Here is a 16,127-nt window from a genome sequence, read left to right on the forward strand (position 1 = left end):
TCATTGCGATGGAACGGCACCGGCGACGCGCCGGCTGGCGGGTAAGGGAGCAAGACCCAGCGCGAAGCGCGCGACCTCGAGCGTGAAGGCATCATTCGCGTCGCCGGCCACCATGTGGGTGGCGTGCGGCAGTTCCACATGCTGCGCGTGCGGCACCAGCTGCAGGAATTCGTCGACGGTGGTGCGCGACACCACGTCGCTGCGCGCGCCGGACAGCAGCAGCACAGGCACCTCGATCTTCGTCGCGGCGGCGAGCAGGCGCGGCTGGTAACGCTCGCTCTCCTGCACCAGGTCGCCGGCCAGCAGGGCCGGGTCCCAGTGCCAGCGCAGCCGGCCGTCGGCGCCTTCGCGCAGCAGCGGACGCAGTTGCTGCTCGCTCTTGCGTTCGCGCCGCTGCGGCAGGTACGCGGCGATCTGCTCGGCCGCTTCGGCGTAATTCGCAAAGCCGTCCGGATGCGCCTGCATGAAGGCCAGGATGCGTTCCACGCCGCCGGTCTCCCAGCGCGGCGTGATGTCCACCAGCACCAGCGCACGGAACGGCGCCGGGCGCGTTTCGCCGGCCAGCACGATGCCGAGCAGGCCGCCCATCGAGGCGCCGACCAAGATCGGCGGCTGCGGCTGCGCCGCGGCCAGCCGCTGCAGGTCGTCGGCAAACTGATCCATGTGGTAGCCGCCGCCGGGCACCCGGTCGCTTTCGCCGTGCCCGCGCGCGTCGAAGGTGACGCAGCGGCAGCCGGCCTGCGCCAGCGCCACGGCCGCGCCATTCCAGGCGCCACGGGTCTGGCCGAAACCATGCGCGAACAGCAGGGTCGGATGACCATCCGGGCAACGCGTCTCCACCGCCAGACTCAGGTCGGCAGCGGGGAAGTGGCTGGTCGCCACGAACGCGCGGGCATCGTTTACCATACGGAAGAGTATGGATTGCCCCGATGAGCGGCGTCAACCATGCGCCATGCGCTCTGTCGCCGGGCACGAGAACCCCCCGCATTCAACAAGTTTGACGTTCCGCATTACAAACGTGCGGGGGTGCCGCTACCATACGCACATGAATGTCAGTAGCAAGCCAGAACGCACCCGGCTGTCGGCCGAGGATTGGGAACTCGCCGCCCTGCAGCTGATCGCCGAACAAGGCGTCGGCGCACTGGCCGTGGAGGCCCTGGCGCGCCAACTCGGCGTGACCAAGGGCAGTTTCTACTGGCATTTTCGTACCCGCGAAGCCCTGCTTCACGCCGCGCTGGAGCGCTGGGAGCAGTACGGCGAGCGTGAAGTGCTGGGCCAGATCGAACAGATCACCGACCCGCGCAAGCGCCTGCCCGAATTGTTCCGCCGCGTCGCGCACGAATTGCAGCCGCACCGCGTCTACGCCGCGCTGCTGAAGGCGCTGGACCACCCGCAGGTGGTGCCGGTGATGGCCCGCGTGTCGCAGCGGCGCATGGAGTTCCTCACCACTGCCTATCGCGAAGCCGGCCTGCCCCCCGGCGAGGCGCTCAACCGCGCACGGCTGACCTACGCCGCCTACGTCGGTTTCCTGCAGCTGAACTTCACCCTGGGCCTGCCGCGGATCAACCTCGAGGAGTTCGACGCCTATGTCGAACACATGATCGCGACCCTGATTCCGGCCTGAGCCGGCTCCATGGAATACCCCGAACGGCGCCACCTGGCGCCGTTTTTGTTGCGCGGAACCTTGCAATACCAGTGCGCGCAAACTACCGTGCCAACTCCTTTTTTCCACAAGACCTTAGAGGACACGATGGCCAGCAAGCTGGAAGCGCTTGATCGTTGGGTAGCCGAAGTGGCGGCGCTGACCCGCCCTGCCCGGATCCACTGGTGTGACGGTTCGGATGCCGAGTACCAGTCCCTGGTCCAGCAAATGCTGGCCGACGGCACCTTGATCGAACTGAACCAGCGAACCCATCCGGGCTGCTACCTGCACCGCTCCCATCCCTCCGACGTGGCCCGCGTCGAGCACCTCACCCTGGTCTGCCACCCGGATGAGGAAGACGCCGGCCCCAACAACCACTGGATGGACCCGGCCGCGGCGCACGCGAAGATCGACGCGCTGCTCGACGGCTGCATGGAAGGCCGCACCATGTACGTGATCCCGTACTGCATGGGCCCGATCGACTCGCCGCTGGCGCGCTGCGGCGTGGAGATCACCGACAGCCCGTACGTGGTCGCCAACATGAAGATCATGACCCGCATGGGCGCCCCCGCGCAGGCGCGGATCGAGCGCGAGAGTTCGTTCGTGAAGGGCCTGCACTCCGTCGGCGAACTCGACCCGGAACGTCGCTGGATCATGCATTTCCCGGCCGAGCTCACGATCAAGTCCTACGGCTCCGGCTACGGCGGCAACGCGCTGCTGGGCAAGAAGTGCCACGCGCTGCGCATCGCCAGCAACCAGGCGCGCGACGAAGGTTGGCTGGCCGAGCACATGCTGATCGTGGGCATCGAGAACCCGCGCGGCGAGACACACTACGTCGCCGCCGCCTTCCCGTCCGCCTGCGGCAAGACCAACCTGTCGATGCTGATTCCACCGGAAGGCTACCTGCGCGACGGCTGGAAGGTGTGGACGGTCGGCGACGACATCTGCTGGATGCACCCCGGCGCGGACGGACAGCTGTATGCGATCAACCCGGAAGCCGGCTTCTTCGGCGTGGCGCCGGGCACCAGCGACAGCACCAACCACAACGCGCTGACCAGCATCTCGCACGACACCATCTTCACCAACGTCGCCGTCACCGCCGACAACCAGCCATGGTGGGAAGGCCTGCCCGGCACTCCGGTCACCGACTGGCAGGGGCGTCCGTACGACCCGGCCAAAGGCCCGGCCGCGCACCCCAACTCCCGCTTCACGGTCAGCGCGAAGCAATGCCCGACCTGGTCGGAGCAGGCCGAGGCGTCGCAAGGCGTGCCGATCAGCGCGATCGTGTTCGGCGGCCGCCGCCCTTCGCTGCTGCCGCTGGTGATGGAAGCGCGCGACTGGACCCACGGCGTGCTGATGGGCGCCGCGATGGGCTCGGAAACCACCGCCGCCGCCACCGGCGCGGTGGGCGTTCTGCGCCGGGACTCGATGGCGATGAAGCCGTTCTGCGGCTACCACTACGGCGACTACTTCGCGCACTGGCTGTCGTTCGACCGGCCCGGCGCGAAGCTGCCGAAGATCTTCCACGTCAACTGGTTCCGCAAGGGCGCCGACGGCAAGTTCCTGTGGCCGGGCTTCGGCGACAACCTGCGCGTGCTGGAGTGGATGATCGAACGCGCCGAGGGCCGCGTGGACGGCGTCGAGACGCCGATCGGCATCCTGCCAGGCGAGGGCGAGCTCAAGCTGGACGGGCTCGGGCTCGATCGCGCCAGGCTCGACGAACTGCTCGACGTGGACAACGCCGGCTGGCAGGCCGAACTGTCCGCCATCGGCGAATACCTTGCGAGCTTCACCCCACGCCTGCCCGAACGCCTTCACCGGGAACAGCAGCGCGTGGCGCAGGCACTGGAGGACGATGCCGGGCAGTCGCGCCGCGAAGCCATCGCCTTCTGAGACGTCCCGCCCACGGGCGGATCCACCGCGATCCGCCCGTGATGCCTGCACCCCCGCCACTGCGGCGTCCGTTCCAACCCTTTCGCGCCACACCGCATCCAAGCTGGCAAGATGACCGCCGCCTGTCCTGCCCTTGGAAGCTCCATGTCGCCTGCCTCAGCGGGAGCCAACGACAGCGATGACGTGCGCGCCGCGGCCGCCGGCGACCGCCGTGCGTTCCAGCGGCTGTACCAGCTGCACGCGGGCCGCGTGCATGGTGCGGTGTACCGGCTCGCCGGCTACGACCACGCCCGCGCCGAGGATCTCACCCAGGATGCGTTCGTCCGCGCCTGGCAGAAGCTGCCCGGCTTCCGGCACGAGAGTGCGTTCGGCACCTGGCTGTACCGGCTCGCGGTGAACCTGGCGCTGATGGACATCCGCGCCCGCGGGGCCGACCCGGTGAGCATGGTCGACGACGAACACCTGCCGGATACCGGCGAAACGCCGTTCTGCGCAGCCGAGCGCGAAGAACTGGAACACGCCGTCGGCAAGCTGCCGCCGCGCGCCCGTGCCGTGCTGGTACTGCACGACATCGAAGGCTGGAAGCACGAGGAAATCGCAACCGAACTGGCGATGGCCGTCGGTACATCGAAAGCGCAGTTGCACCGCGCCCGCGGCCTGTTGCGCAAGGCACTGGGAGAAAGCTCATGAACGAATTCGAATGGCGCCGGCAGCTGCGCGGCCTGCGCCAGCCACTCGCGCCGCCGCGCGACCTGTGGGCCGCGATCGAGACCGCCCTGGACGATGCCGGCCAGGGCGATCCTCACACCGCCAGCACCGGGGCAGCTCCTGGCCGCCGCTGGCTGGTCGCCGCCGGTCTCGCCGCCTCGCTGCTGCTGGCCGGCGGCCTCGGCTGGCACCTGCGGCAAGTGCCGGCGGCCACGCCGCTCGCCACCGTCACCCACTTCCCGACGAGCTGGAAGCCGTCTGACCCGCGCCTGGCCGGCGCCGCCATCGAGCTGGATGCCGCGCGGATGGAACTGCAGCTGGCGATCCGGCAGGCACCGGATTCGCCGGCGCTGCAGCGGCTGCTCGGCCGCACCGAACGTCAACAGGCGCAGCTGCGCCAACTGGCCGGCCAGGCCGGTTGAGATCCACAGGAACGATCATGAAAACCGCCCGCTATCTTCCCCTGCTGCTGTGCTTCTGCATCGGCCAGGCCCTCGCCGACACGCCGATCCAGCTGCGCCACGACGCCACCCCGACCGCGCGCATCGGCATCAGCAATATCGCCGGCACGGTGAACGTGACCGCCTGGGACCGCAACGAGGTTCAGGTGGGCGGCCGCCTCGGCGACGGTGCGAAACCGCTGGCGATCAGCGGCAGCAACGGCAATCTCGAGATCAGGGTCGAATCGCAGGGCGGCTCCGGCCGGTTCAACTGGGGCGGCGACAGCAAGATGGCGCCCACCACCCTGGAACTTCACGTACCCAGGGCGGCGTCGCTGGAGATCAGCGTGGTCAGCGCACCACTGGTCATCGACGGCATGGACGGCGGCAACATCCAGGTCAACACGGTCAGCGGCAAGGCGCGCATCAATGCACGCACGCCCTCGCTGAAGGTGGACAGCGTCAGCGGCGGCATCGAGCAGGCCGGACATGCCGAGCAGGCCGAGCTGCAGACCGTCAGTGGCGACATCCTGGCTCCCGCGCTGGGCGGCACCGTCCGACTGCAGACGATTTCCGGCCATATCCAGGCCAGCGGCGGGCCTTGGCAGAAGCTCACGCTCAGCACGGTATCCGGCGACGTGCAGCTGGCCGGCGCGCTGGCGGCCGGCGGCCGCCTCGGCATCGACAGCATGAGCGGCAACGTGCAGTTGCTGCTGCCGGCGAATACCTCCGGCAACCTGCACGCCAGCAGCTTCAGCGGCAACCTGCGCAGCGATTTCGGCACTCCGACGCAACCCGAGCACGGCCCCGGCAGCTCGCTCGACGTCCGCCTCGGCGATGGCCGCGGCAAGATCAACATCGAGACCTTCAGCGGCGACCTGCGCGTGCGCAAGCAGGGCTGAGCGCTGCCGCCGGAAACGAAAACGCCGTCGCGGTTGCGACGGCGTTTTCCATGATGCGCGGGAACAGGCGGCCCGGCCGCTCAGAGATCCTGGTGATATTGCACGTAAGGCGTGCGTGACTGGTCCGGTTCCGGGCCAGCCGGCGTATTGGCCGGGGTGCCGGACGACCACAGGTTCTGTGCGCCGACGCTCAGCGAGCCGCGCCACGGCAGACGCCAGGTCACGCCCAGGTCGATGCTGTTCCAGCGCCGGTCCGCGTTCAGGCTGCCGGGAATGCCGGCCTGCGGCTGCATCGTGCGGCCGATCAGCACGCCGCTCAGCGGGCCATGATCGACGCCGAAGCTCAACGCCTTCTGGTCCAGCGTGTTGATGCCGAGCAGGTTGCCCGGCAGCAGATGGACGCGACCGACACTGGCGCCCACGTCGATGCCGCTCTTGCTGCCCAGCGCCAACCGGCCATGCGCCTTCAGCTGCGAGCTGCTGTCGAAATCGGACAGCCCGTCGACACCCGGCAGCACGCGCGGCAACACCGCATTGTTGTCCGGCGTCTTGCTCGCGCCCACGCTCACGCCGACGCTGTAACGGCCGGCATCGAACGTGGCGCCCACTTCGCTGTCGAGCACGCGCAGATTCGAATTGGCCCACGAAAGCTCGCTGATCTCGGCGTGCGCCTGCAACTGCGGGCCCAGCCCATATTGCAGGCCGGTCGTCGTCACGCCGGTGGCGTCCACCACACGCGGAGCCAGCTGGGCATTCCTGCCCAATGCTTCGCCGCCGGTGCTGCGATCCGCCTTGAGCGTCAACAGCTGGCCGTCGGTACCTCGCCAAAGCGGTACCACCGCACCGGTTGCGCTCACCTGCCCGGTCGGCCGCGCCAGCAGCTGCTGGGCCGTGGCACTGTCGGCGCCCACCGACTGTCCTGCCGCCGCAAACGGCAGCAGGAGAAACAGCAGCAGGGCAGACAGGCGACGCATGAATTCGAACCCGTGGATCTCGGTGAAGGGATATTCGGGCGACAGTATACCCCGCTTTACGTTTTACTAACACCCCGGAAACTCGCACCAACTCACAAAATGGCAGGGTTTCCGCGCCTGTTTCGACCCCTGCGCCGCCGCCAGGTTCCCGTCCGTGAAAACTGGCGAGGGCCTAGGCTTACACGATATAAAGGAGCGCAGCACCGCACCGATCCTGCCAGATCGCACCGGAATCAACCCAGCCCCATGAGTGCCACGCCGACGATCCGTTCATCCCAGCCGTTTCCGGTGGCGCGGGATCTTGCGGCCCTGCATGAGGCGGTGGAACGCCTGTTCGAGGCCGCCGACGCCGCCAGCGTGATGGAAATCTGCGAGCTGATGCTGGGCAACTTCGGTATCCAGGGCCGCCTGCGCTGGCGTCGCGGGGACGAGTCCCCGGGGCACCTGACGGGGCAGATGGAACTGGCCGTGGATCCCCAGGGCCCGCGCACCCTGGTACTGGACTGGGCCGACCTGCCGCTGCCCGAACCCATCCGTGACCGGCTGGACTGGATGGGCCGGCTGGTCGGGGCCCGCCTGCGCCAACTCGCCGAGACCAGTCGCCTGTACGAGGCGATCTCGCGGCTGGCGCAGGCCGAGCGGCTGCAGCGCGCCCTGTACGCTATCGCCGAGCAGGCCGGCGCCGAGCACGACATGCCGGAGATGACGCGCTCGCTGCACGCCATCGTCAGCAGCCTGATGTACGCGGAAAACTTCTACATCGTGCTCTACGACGCCGCCACCGACACGGTGCGTTTTCCCTACTACGTCGACATCAAGGACACCGACCCGCCGCCGCCGGACCAGAGCCTGCCGCTGCATGACATGCTGCACAGCCTGACCTGGAACCTGCTGCAGGAAGGCCGGCCGCTGATGGGTTCGCTCGACGAGTTGCGCCAGCAGTTCAGCAACCCCCTCGTGCCGCTCGGCCCCAGCTGCGAGCAATGGCTGGGCGTGCCGCTGCTGCGCAGCGGCCGCGTGGTCGGCGGCATCGTGATGCAGAGCTATCGCGACGACACGCATTATTCGCAACACGACCTGGAGCTGCTGAACTACGTGGCCCAGCACGTGCAGACCGCGCTGGAACGGCGCGAGGCGCACCTCGAACTGGGCCGGCGGGTCACCGACCGCACCGCCGCGCTGCGCGAGGCCAACCGCGTGCTGCGCCAGCAGGTGCTGCAGCGCCAGCGCGGCGAGCGCCTGCAGGCCGCGCTGTTCCGCATAGCCGAACTGGCCAGCGCGCCGGAAAGCCTGGATACGTTCTACGCGGCGGTTCACCAGGTCATCAGCGGCCTGCTGTACTCGCGCAATTTCTATATCGCGCTGATCGACGAGGAAAGCGGCCACCTCACCTTCCCCTACTCGGTGGACGACGTGGACAGCGTGCGCCTGCCGCGCGCGCATGGCCGTGGCGCCAGCGAATATGTGCTGCGCCATGCCAAGCCGCTGCTGGCCACGCCGGCCGAACTGGCCCGGCTGGTCGCGCTCGGCGAGATCGCCCACATCGGCGCGCCCTCGGTATGCTGGCTCGGCGTGCCGCTGATCTGGGGCGGCAAGGCGATGGGCGTGCTGGCGCTGCAAAGCTACTCGCCCGAACATACCTACAACGAGCGCGACCAGGAGCTGCTGACCTTCGTCAGCTACCACATCGCCAACGCGCTGCAGCGAAAGCAGGCCGCGGCGTCGCTGAAGCACGCCTACGCCGGGCTGGAGCGTCGCGTCACCGAACGCACCCGTGCGCTGGCGCTGGCCAACCGCGACCTGCGCGAACAGATCGCCGAGCGCGAGCGGATCGAGCGCCGCCTGAAGTACGAGACCCTGCACGATTCGCTCACCGGCCTGCCCAACCGCACCCTGCTGCTGCAGCGGCTGGAGCAGGCGATGCAGCGCCACCACGCGAACCCGGACGAACAGTTCGCCGTGCTGTTCATCGACCTGGACCGCTTCAAGGTGATCAACGACTCGGTCGGCCACCTGATCGGCGACGACCTGCTGTTCCAGGTCGGCGGCCGCATCCGCGCCTGCCTGAAGACCCGCGACGTGGTGGCGCGCCTCGGTGGCGACGAGTTCGCCGTGCTGCTGGAGGGCATCGTCGACACCCACAAGGCCCGCCTGATCGCCGAGCGCATCATCAGCGAACTGCACACGCCGTTCCGGCTCGGCACCAAGGAGATCTTCACCTCCGCCTCGATCGGCATCGCGCTGGCCAGTCCGCACTACCGCCAGCCCGAAGAGCTGCTGCGCGACGCCGACGCGGCGATGTATCACGCGAAGGACGGCGGCCGCCACCGCGCGGCGATGTTCGACGACCGCCTGCGCCGCGAGGCGCTGTCGCTGCTGGACATGGAGAGCGACCTGCGCCATGCGCTCAGCCGCAACGAGTTCGAGCCGTTCTACCAGCCGATCGTGGAACTCGCCGACGGCCGCGTCGTCGGCTACGAGGCGCTGCTGCGCTGGCACCACCCCGAGCGCGGCCTGCTGCCGCCGAACGACTTCCTGCTGATCGCCGAGGAATGCGGCTGCGCCGAGGCGATCGACTGGCAGATCTTCGAGCAGGTGTGCACCCAGGCCGTGCGGCTGATCGGCACCGAGGGCTTCATCAGCATCAACGTCTCCGGCCGGCACTTCCGCTCGGCCGACCTCGACCAGCGCCTGCTCGCGCTGTTCGACCAGTACGCCGTGCCGACGCACTGCATCCGCATCGAGGTCACCGAGCACGCGCTGCTGGAGAACCCGACCCAGGTCAAGCAGATGCTGCAGAACCTGCGCAGCCATGGCGTCGGCATCTCGCTGGACGATTTCGGCACCGGCTATTCCTCGCTCAGCTACCTGCACCAGTACCCGTTCGAGTCGCTGAAGATCGACCGCTCGTTCATCACCGAGCTGCCTCCCGACGACGCCGAGACCCAGGGCCTGGCGCTGGTGCGCGCGATCCAGGTACTCGCCGATTCGCTGCGCATGAAGGTGATCGCCGAAGGGATCGAGGAGGAATCGCAGCGCCGGGCGTTGCTGCGGGTCGGCTGCCGCTACGGCCAGGGCTTCCTGTTCGCCGAACCGCAGCCCGCCAGCACCTGGCTCGGCGCGGGCAGGCCGCTGCTTACGGGCTGAGCGCCCGACGCGGCCGCCGTATCCGGCCGGCCGAAGACCTCCAGTGCGGGGGCTTTCTACTGCGCCGTCCCCGGCGCGCCGGGCGCCGCCGCCGTGCTGAGCAGGTGCTCGGCATCGATGCGGTCGAAGTGGTAGTGCTGCGCACAGAACTCGCAGATCACCTCGATCTCGTCGCCGCGCGCGGCCAGCGCCGCCTCCACCTCGTCGCGGCCGAGCGAACGCAACATCGCGCTCACCCGCTCGCGGCTGCAGCTGCAGCCGAATGCCAGCGGGCGCGGCTCGAACAGGCGCACCGATTCCTCATGGTAGAGCCGGTACAGCAACTGTTCCGGCGCGCTGGCCAGCAGTTCCGCCGCGCCCAGCGTGGCGGTCAGGTGCACCACGCGGTTCCACGCATCATCGTCCTGCACGGCATCGTGGCCGCCCTCGCCCGGCATCTTCTGCAGCATCAGGCCGACCGCGTGCTCGCCGTCAGCGGCCAGCAGGATCCGCGCCGGCAACTGTTCGGATTGCACGAAGTAGCCTTCCAGCGACGCCGCCAACCCCGCGTGCCGCAGGTCGACCAGGCCCTGGTAACGCTGGCCGCGGTCGACGTTGCCGATGGTGATCGCCATCACCGCATCGGCCAGCGCATCCAGCGCCAACGGCTCGGGCAGCGGCGCGTTCCAGCGCGCCAGCCCGCGCAGGCGGCCGTGGTCGCTGCACTCGGCGAACAGCAGGCGCAACGCGCCGGCGCTCTTCAGCTCGATCGACAGCGCGCCGTCCAGCTTGATGTTGCCGGTCAGCAGCGCGCTCGCCACCAGTGCATGGCCGAGCAGCGTGTGCAACGCCGGCGGGTAATCGGCGCGACCGGCCACCTCGCGCCAGGCCGGCCCGAGCCGCACCAGGGTTCCGCGTACACCGGCGCGTTCGAGCAGGAATCGGTGCAGCACGTCTTCGACAGGCAGGTTTTCCACGGCAAATGTTCTCGTTGAAGTCAGCCCGGACAAATGGGGACGCCGCGGCGGCAGAACAACGCCCCTTATACTGCCGCATCCTCCCATGCGTACCGCCATGCCCTTTCTGTTTCGCCGTCCGGTGCTGACCCGCCTGCTGCGCGCGCTGGCGATCCTCGTGCTGGCATGGCTGGCGCTGAGCTGGCTGGTGGTGCTGGTGCTGCGCTTCGTGCCGCCGTGGACATCGGCGGTGATGCTGGAGCGCCAGCTCGGCGCGTGGCTGCACGGCGAGCAGGATTTCCGCCTGCGCCAGCACTGGGTGCCGTGGCAGCAGGTGTCGAGCTGGGTGCCGCTGGCGATGGTGGCCGGCGAGGACCAGAAATTTCCCTACCACCACGGCTTCGACCTCGATTCCATCCAGGACGCGCTCGACGCGGCCGACGACGGCAGGCGCCTGCGCGGCGCCAGCACGATCAGCCAGCAGACCGCCAAGAACCTGTTCCTGTGGAACGGCCGCAGCTTCGTGCGCAAGGGGCTGGAGGCGTACTTCACCGTGCTGATCGAACTGAGCTGGCCGAAGCAGCGCATCCTCGAGGTGTACATGAACATTGCCGAGCTGGGCGACGGCATCTACGGCGTGGGCGCGGCCAGCGAGGCGTACTTCCACGTATCACCGGCCCAGCTCGGCCCGGCCCAGGCCGCCCGCCTCGCCGCGGTGCTGCCGAGCCCGCGCCGGCTGCACGCCGACCGCCCCAGCGCCTACGTGCAGCGCCGCACCGGCTGGATCCAGCAGCAGATGGTCCGGCTCGGCGGCCCCGGCTATGTCGAGGGCCGCGCGCCGCCACGTCCGCCGCATTGAGCGCGGCTCGCCTCGCGGCAACCAGTTGGTTAGCATGGCGCCGACTTCCGCAGGTTCCACCCATGCCGCAGCTCACCGTAGTCGTTCCCGCCTACAACGAATCGGCCGTGCTGCGGTCGTTCCACGAGCGCCTGCGCAAGGTGCTGGACGGCCTGCCGCTGGCGTGTGACGTGCTCTACGTCGACGACGGCAGCCACGACGACACCTGGTCGATCATCGAGTCGCTGGTCGCCGCCGATCCACGCACCGGCGCGCTGAAGCTGTCACGCAATTTCGGCAAGGAGGCGGCGCTGACCGCCGGACTCGACGCCGTGCTCGCCGATGCCGCGGTGGTGATCGATGCCGACCTGCAGGACCCGCCCGAACTGATCCCCGCCCTGGTCGAGCAATGGCAGGCCGGCTACGACGTGGTCTACGCCACGCGCAGTGCGCGCGAGGGCGAGAGCGGCTTCAAGCGCCTCACCGCGGCGGCGTTCTACCGCAGCATGGAGCGCCTGTCCGACACCATGATCCCGCGCGACACCGGCGACTTCCGCCTGCTCTCGCGCCGCGCGCTGGACGCGCTGCGGCAGTTGCGCGAACGGCAGCGCTTCATGAAAGGCCTGTTCAGCTGGATCGGCTACCGGCAGACCGCAGTGCACTACCAGCGCGAGCCGCGCCAGGCCGGCACGACCAAGTGGAACTACTGGCGACTGGGCCAGCTGGCGATCGAGGGGATCACCTCGTTCTCCACCGCGCCGCTGCGGCTGGCCACCTGGGTCGGGCTGGCGGCGGCCGGGGTGTCCTTCGCCTACGGCGCCTTCGTGCTGGTCAAGGCCCTGCTCTACGGCGATCCGGTGCGCGGCTACCCCACCCTGATCCTGGTGGTCCTGTTCCTCGGCGGCGTGCAGTTGCTGGCGCTCGGCGTGATCGGCGAATACCTCGGCCGCAACTACGCCGAAAGCAAGCAGCGGCCGCTGTATTTCATCGAGGAACGGCGCACCCCGCGCGCGCCGCGCTGAACCCGGCAGGGCTTCACGACTTCGCTACACGCCAGCCCGGCCGCGGCGCTAGACTCGCTGCGGGCGGCCCGCCCGGGCCGATGGGAGAGTCCAGCATGAGCCAGGTCAAGCATCTGCTGCAAGGCAAAGGCAACGCGATCTACAGCATCGCTCCGAATGCACCGGTGCTCGAAGCGATCAAGCACATGGCCGAGCATCGGATCGGCGCCTTGCTGGTAATGCAGGGCGAGCAGCTGGTCGGCGTCATCTCCGAACGCGACTACGCACGCAAGGTGATCCTGCAGGGACGCTCCTCGTCGCAGACCGCCGTGTCCGACATCATGAGCGGCACGCCGCTGACCGTCGGGCCGGACACCGACGTGTTCGACTGCATGCGCCTGTGCACCGACAGCCGCATCCGCCACCTGCCGGTGGTGCAGGGCGGCAAGGTCGTGGGAGTGATCTCGATCGGCGACCTGGTCAAGGCGGTGATCGACGCGCAAGCCGAACAGATCGAGCACCTGCAGCGCTACATCACCAGCTGAGGCGGGGCTCGGCAAAGACGAGACCTTGCACCGCCGGCTGGCGGTGCCCCGTCATGGGAGGTTAGCCGGCTTCTCCGGTGCCAGGTCGGGCGACCAGCCGGCGCGACGGGCCACCACGGTGGCCAGGGTGGCGACACCGGCGCCGAGCAGGGCCAGCCCGCCGATGCCCCAGCCCAGCATGCGCAGGCCGTTGACCGCACTGGTCACCACAAAGTCGCCGAACCGCCATACCGCGGTCTCGACGAAATTCTTGCCCTTGTAGCGCGTCTCGCGCGGCACCCGCGTGTACAGTGCGTCCACCGCCGGTTTGGTCATGCCATAGGCGAAGCCACGCGTGATCACCTGCATCACCGCCAGCAGCGGCACGCTGTAGCCGAAGAACGCAAAGCTGCCGCCACCGATCAGCGCGACCCCGATCAGCAGGACAACATTCACCAACGCTGGCAGCACCAGTCCCCAGCCGGCACCACGACGAACCAAAAGCCACGGCGTCAGGCTCAGCTGCAACACCGCGCCGAGCAGATTGGTAGCCAGATCCAGATCGTTGTAGAACAACGTGCGCGCGACCGTGCTGGTGAAATGCGCCTTGGCATAGTCCGCCACCAGCGCATAGGCCAGCGTGCCGATGCCATCGCCGAACAACATCAGCAAGGCCATGTAGCGCAGGAACGGACGCGACCACAGCTCCTTGAGCCCGGCCCACAGCGAGCCGCCGATCGCCGCTTCGCCAGCGCTGCCCGGCTGCTGATCGCGTTGCGCGGAAAGCCGCAGCAGCAACGCCAGCGAGAGCGTCAGCGCGCACGCAGAAACCACCAACAACGGCGCCACCCCGATCAGCTGCACCAGCAGCCTGGTCACCAGCGGGCCGAAGATCGCGCCAGCCATGCCGCCCAATGCGATCAGCGAAAACACCCGCCGTGCCTGACCGCTGGAGAAGATGTCCGCCATGAAGCTCCAGAACAGCGACACCACGAACAGGTTGAACACGCTGGCCCAGACGAAGAACAGCACGCCCAGCTCGCGCGCGCCGATGCGATCCTGCGCCATGAACGCAGGCACGAACGCGAGCAGGCACAAAATGAAGAAGCTGTAGCTCCAGCCCAGCAGTTGCCTGCGCGGGAAGCGCGCCACCAGCATGCCGAACACCGGCGTCAGCAGCAGCATCACCACAAACACCGCGCCGTAGAACAGCGGCAATGACTGCGAGCCGACCGCACCGCTCAGCTGGCCCATGACTGGCCGGATGATGTAGTACGAGGTCATCACGAAAAAAAACGCCAGTGCGGACAGCATCGGCGCAGCGGCTTGTTCCACAACGACCTGGCGGTGCAAACTCACGGGGACTTCCGGCGTGGGGCGCGGCAAGCCTAGCACGCGATACCCGCCGATCCCGTCACGCATGGGGAATGCCGTGGACCACTACGACTACGTCATCGTCGGCGCCGGCTCGGCCGGCTGCGTGCTGGCCAACCGGCTCAGCGCCGACCCGGGCAAGCGCGTGCTGTTGCTGGAAGCCGGTCCCGCGGACTGGAACCCGTTGATCCACATGCCCGCCGGCATCGCCCGGCTGGCCAACAACCGCACGCTCAACTGGAACTACCGCACCGAGCCGGAACCGATGCTCGGCCAGCGCCGCCTGTGGTGGCCGCGCGGCAAGACGCTCGGCGGCTCCAGTTCGATCAACGCGATGTGCTACATCCGCGGCGTGGCGGCCGACTACGACCACTGGGCCGAGGCCAGCGGCGACCCGCGCTGGTCGTGGCGCGAGGTGCTGCCGTGGTTCCTGCGCAGCGAGGACAACAGCCGCGGCGCCAGCGCGCTGCACGGCGTCGACGGCCCGCTCGGCGTTGCCGACCTGCGTCATCACAACGTGCTGTCGGACGCGCTGATCGACGCGGCGGCGAGCGCCGGCTTCGCGCGCAACGACGACTTCAACGGCGAACGGCAGGCCGGCTTCGGGCTGTACCAGGTGACCCAGCGCCACGGCGCGCGCTGTTCGTCGGCCACGGCATTCCTGAAGCCGGTGCGCCAGCGCGCGAACCTGCACGTGCGCACGCATGCCGTGGTCGGGCGCGTGCTGGTCGAGCAGGGCCGCGCCGTCGGCGTGCAGCTGCGCCACGGCCGGCACGGCGCCGAGCGGATCGAGGCGGCCGAGGTGATCCTCGCCGGCGGCGCGATCAATTCGCCGCAGCTGCTGATGCTGTCCGGGCTCGGCCCGGCCGACCACCTGCGCGAACACGGCATCGCGGTGCTCGCCGACCTGCCTGAGGTGGGCGCCAACCTTCAGGACCACCTGGACATCTGCACGCTGGACGGCAATCCCGGCAAGCTCAGCTACGACCATCTCAACGAGCTGTCCGCCGGCTGGCGCTGGCTGCGCCACCGCGACGGGCCGGGCAGCTCCAACGTGGCCGAGGCCGGCGGTTTCGTGCGCAGCCGCCACGCCGCCGACGCGCGCTGCGACCTGCAGTTCCACTTCGTGCCCGCACTGCTCGACGACCACGGCCGCCACCGCCTGCCCGGCTACGGCTATACCCTGCACGCCTGCTACCTGCACCCGCGCAGCCGCGGCCGGTTGCGCCTGCACTCGGCCGATCCGGCACAGCCGATCGCGATCCACGCCAACTACCTGGGCGACCCCGAAGGCCACGATCTGAAGGTGATGATCGAGGCGGCGCGGCTGTCGCGCGTGATCCTCGACCAGGCTGCGTTCGCGCCGCACCGCGGCGCCCCGGTGTTCCCCGAGCGCCGGATCAGCACCGACGCCGAGTACGCCGACTTCATCCGGCGCAAGGCGGAAACCATCTACCACCCGGCCGGCACCTGCCGGATGGGCAGGGACGATCGCGCGGTGGTCGACAGCGAGCTGCGCGTGCGTGGCGTGGAACGCCTGCGCGTGGTCGATGCCTCGGTGATGCCAGCGCTGCCCAGCGGCAATACCAACGCGCCCACGATCATGGTCGCCGAACGGGCCGGCGCGCTGATCCTCGGCACGGGCTGACCCATCCGTTGTAGATCGCCACGAAGTGCAAGACAATCGGCAGGATCACGATCGAGGGAACGATCGGGCCCATCGCCGAGTTCCCGCCCTGAGGCGACCCC

At 68.9% G+C, this 16,127-nt stretch carries 14 protein-coding genes; 10 read left to right on the forward strand and 4 right to left on the reverse strand.

Going from position 1 to position 16,127, the window contains the following annotated elements:
* The gene (locus tag DEO45_RS02025) at window positions 1–906 is read right to left on the reverse strand and encodes an alpha/beta fold hydrolase (protein WP_114340659.1); all 906 of its coding nucleotides are present in this window, start codon (window positions 904–906) and stop codon (window positions 1–3) included.
* A gap of 139 nt (window positions 907–1,045) precedes the next feature.
* On the opposite strand from DEO45_RS02025, the gene DEO45_RS02030 reads away from it, so the two are divergent.
* From DEO45_RS02030 to DEO45_RS02050, 5 genes are all read left to right on the forward strand, one after another.
* Entirely contained in the window at window positions 1,046–1,624 is a 579-nt protein-coding gene (locus tag DEO45_RS02030) for a TetR/AcrR family transcriptional regulator (protein WP_114340660.1), read from the forward strand.
* 9 nt (window positions 1,625–1,633) lie between these two features.
* The gene (locus DEO45_RS02035; protein ID WP_262982180.1) at window positions 1,634–3,535 is read left to right on the forward strand and encodes a phosphoenolpyruvate carboxykinase (GTP); all 1,902 of its coding nucleotides are present in this window, start codon (window positions 1,634–1,636) and stop codon (window positions 3,533–3,535) included.
* Between the two features lie 144 nt (window positions 3,536–3,679).
* Window positions 3,680–4,225 (forward strand): RNA polymerase sigma factor, encoded by a 546-nt coding sequence (locus DEO45_RS02040; RefSeq protein ID WP_114340662.1) that lies wholly within the window; start codon window positions 3,680–3,682, stop codon window positions 4,223–4,225.
* Window positions 4,222–4,665, forward strand: a complete 444-nt coding sequence (locus DEO45_RS02045; protein WP_114340663.1) for a hypothetical protein — start codon at window positions 4,222–4,224, stop codon at window positions 4,663–4,665. The genes DEO45_RS02040 and DEO45_RS02045 overlap by 4 nt, the downstream gene beginning before the upstream one ends.
* A gap of 17 nt (window positions 4,666–4,682) precedes the next feature.
* The gene (locus tag DEO45_RS02050; RefSeq protein ID WP_114340664.1) at window positions 4,683–5,585 is read left to right on the forward strand and encodes a DUF4097 family beta strand repeat-containing protein; all 903 of its coding nucleotides are present in this window, start codon (window positions 4,683–4,685) and stop codon (window positions 5,583–5,585) included.
* Between the two features lie 80 nt (window positions 5,586–5,665).
* Here the strand turns inward: DEO45_RS02050 and DEO45_RS02055 are convergent, their stop codons facing one another.
* Window positions 5,666–6,559, reverse strand: a complete 894-nt coding sequence (locus tag DEO45_RS02055) for a hypothetical protein (protein WP_114340665.1) — start codon at window positions 6,557–6,559, stop codon at window positions 5,666–5,668.
* A gap of 246 nt (window positions 6,560–6,805) precedes the next feature.
* On the opposite strand from DEO45_RS02055, the gene DEO45_RS02060 reads away from it, so the two are divergent.
* On the forward strand, window positions 6,806–9,706 hold the full coding sequence (locus tag DEO45_RS02060; RefSeq protein WP_114340666.1) for a bifunctional diguanylate cyclase/phosphodiesterase: 2,901 nt from the start codon (window positions 6,806–6,808) through the stop codon (window positions 9,704–9,706).
* Window positions 9,707–9,762: 56 nt separating this feature from the next.
* Here DEO45_RS02060 and DEO45_RS02065 read toward each other — a convergent pair whose 3' ends face one another.
* Complete coding sequence (locus DEO45_RS02065) at window positions 9,763–10,662, reverse strand: Hsp33 family molecular chaperone HslO (RefSeq protein ID WP_114340667.1); 900 nt, start codon at window positions 10,660–10,662, stop codon at window positions 9,763–9,765.
* A 97-nt stretch (window positions 10,663–10,759) separates the two neighbouring features.
* Between DEO45_RS02065 and mtgA the strand changes: the two genes are divergently transcribed.
* The 3 genes from mtgA (at window position 10,760) to DEO45_RS02080 (ending at window position 13,025) form a co-directional block, all read left to right on the forward strand.
* Window positions 10,760–11,500, forward strand: coding sequence for a monofunctional biosynthetic peptidoglycan transglycosylase (gene mtgA / locus DEO45_RS02070; RefSeq protein WP_114340721.1), 741 nt, complete (start codon window positions 10,760–10,762; stop codon window positions 11,498–11,500).
* 62 nt (window positions 11,501–11,562) lie between these two features.
* Window positions 11,563–12,501 (forward strand): glycosyltransferase family 2 protein, encoded by a 939-nt coding sequence (locus DEO45_RS02075; RefSeq protein WP_114340668.1) that lies wholly within the window; start codon window positions 11,563–11,565, stop codon window positions 12,499–12,501.
* Between the two features lie 95 nt (window positions 12,502–12,596).
* The gene (locus DEO45_RS02080) at window positions 12,597–13,025 is read left to right on the forward strand and encodes a CBS domain-containing protein (RefSeq protein WP_114340669.1); all 429 of its coding nucleotides are present in this window, start codon (window positions 12,597–12,599) and stop codon (window positions 13,023–13,025) included.
* A gap of 51 nt (window positions 13,026–13,076) precedes the next feature.
* On the opposite strand, the gene DEO45_RS02085 is transcribed toward DEO45_RS02080, so the two are convergent.
* On the reverse strand, window positions 13,077–14,318 hold the full coding sequence (locus tag DEO45_RS02085) for an NTP/NDP exchange transporter (protein WP_114340722.1): 1,242 nt from the start codon (window positions 14,316–14,318) through the stop codon (window positions 13,077–13,079).
* 118 nt (window positions 14,319–14,436) lie between these two features.
* Between DEO45_RS02085 and DEO45_RS02090 the strand changes: the two genes are divergently transcribed.
* A complete protein-coding gene (locus DEO45_RS02090) occupies window positions 14,437–16,026 on the forward strand; it encodes a GMC family oxidoreductase (RefSeq protein WP_114340723.1) in 1,590 nt (529 codons plus the stop codon).
* Window positions 16,027–16,127: the final 101 nt, after the last annotated feature.

It is taken from the genome of Rhodanobacter denitrificans (genome assembly GCF_003335105.1).
GTDB lineage: Bacteria > Pseudomonadota > Gammaproteobacteria > Xanthomonadales > Rhodanobacteraceae > Rhodanobacter > Rhodanobacter denitrificans_A.

Bases quoted from the DNA above. Each gene is read 5' to 3' on its own strand.
- DEO45_RS02040 (WP_114340662.1), top strand. From the start codon at position 3,680: ATGTCGCCTGCCTCAGCGGGAGCCAACGACAGCGATGACGTGCGCGCC.
- DEO45_RS02055 (WP_114340665.1), bottom strand. From the start codon at position 6,559: ATGCGTCGCCTGTCTGCCCTGCTGCTGTTTCTCCTGCTGCCGTTTGCG.
- DEO45_RS02060 (WP_114340666.1), top strand. From the start codon at position 6,806: ATGAGTGCCACGCCGACGATCCGTTCATCCCAGCCGTTTCCGGTGGCG.
- DEO45_RS02030 (WP_114340660.1), top strand. From the start codon at position 1,046: ATGAATGTCAGTAGCAAGCCAGAACGCACCCGGCTGTCGGCCGAGGAT.
- DEO45_RS02035 (WP_262982180.1), top strand. From the start codon at position 1,634: ATGGAATACCCCGAACGGCGCCACCTGGCGCCGTTTTTGTTGCGCGGA.
- DEO45_RS02085 (WP_114340722.1), bottom strand. From the start codon at position 14,318: ATGCTGTCCGCACTGGCGTTTTTTTTCGTGATGACCTCGTACTACATC.
- DEO45_RS02045 (WP_114340663.1), top strand. From the start codon at position 4,222: ATGAACGAATTCGAATGGCGCCGGCAGCTGCGCGGCCTGCGCCAGCCA.
- DEO45_RS02080 (WP_114340669.1), top strand. From the start codon at position 12,597: ATGAGCCAGGTCAAGCATCTGCTGCAAGGCAAAGGCAACGCGATCTAC.
- DEO45_RS02050 (WP_114340664.1), top strand. From the start codon at position 4,683: ATGAAAACCGCCCGCTATCTTCCCCTGCTGCTGTGCTTCTGCATCGGC.
- DEO45_RS02025 (WP_114340659.1), bottom strand. From the start codon at position 906: ATGGTAAACGATGCCCGCGCGTTCGTGGCGACCAGCCACTTCCCCGCT.
- mtgA (WP_114340721.1), top strand. From the start codon at position 10,760: ATGCCCTTTCTGTTTCGCCGTCCGGTGCTGACCCGCCTGCTGCGCGCG.
- DEO45_RS02075 (WP_114340668.1), top strand. From the start codon at position 11,563: ATGCCGCAGCTCACCGTAGTCGTTCCCGCCTACAACGAATCGGCCGTG.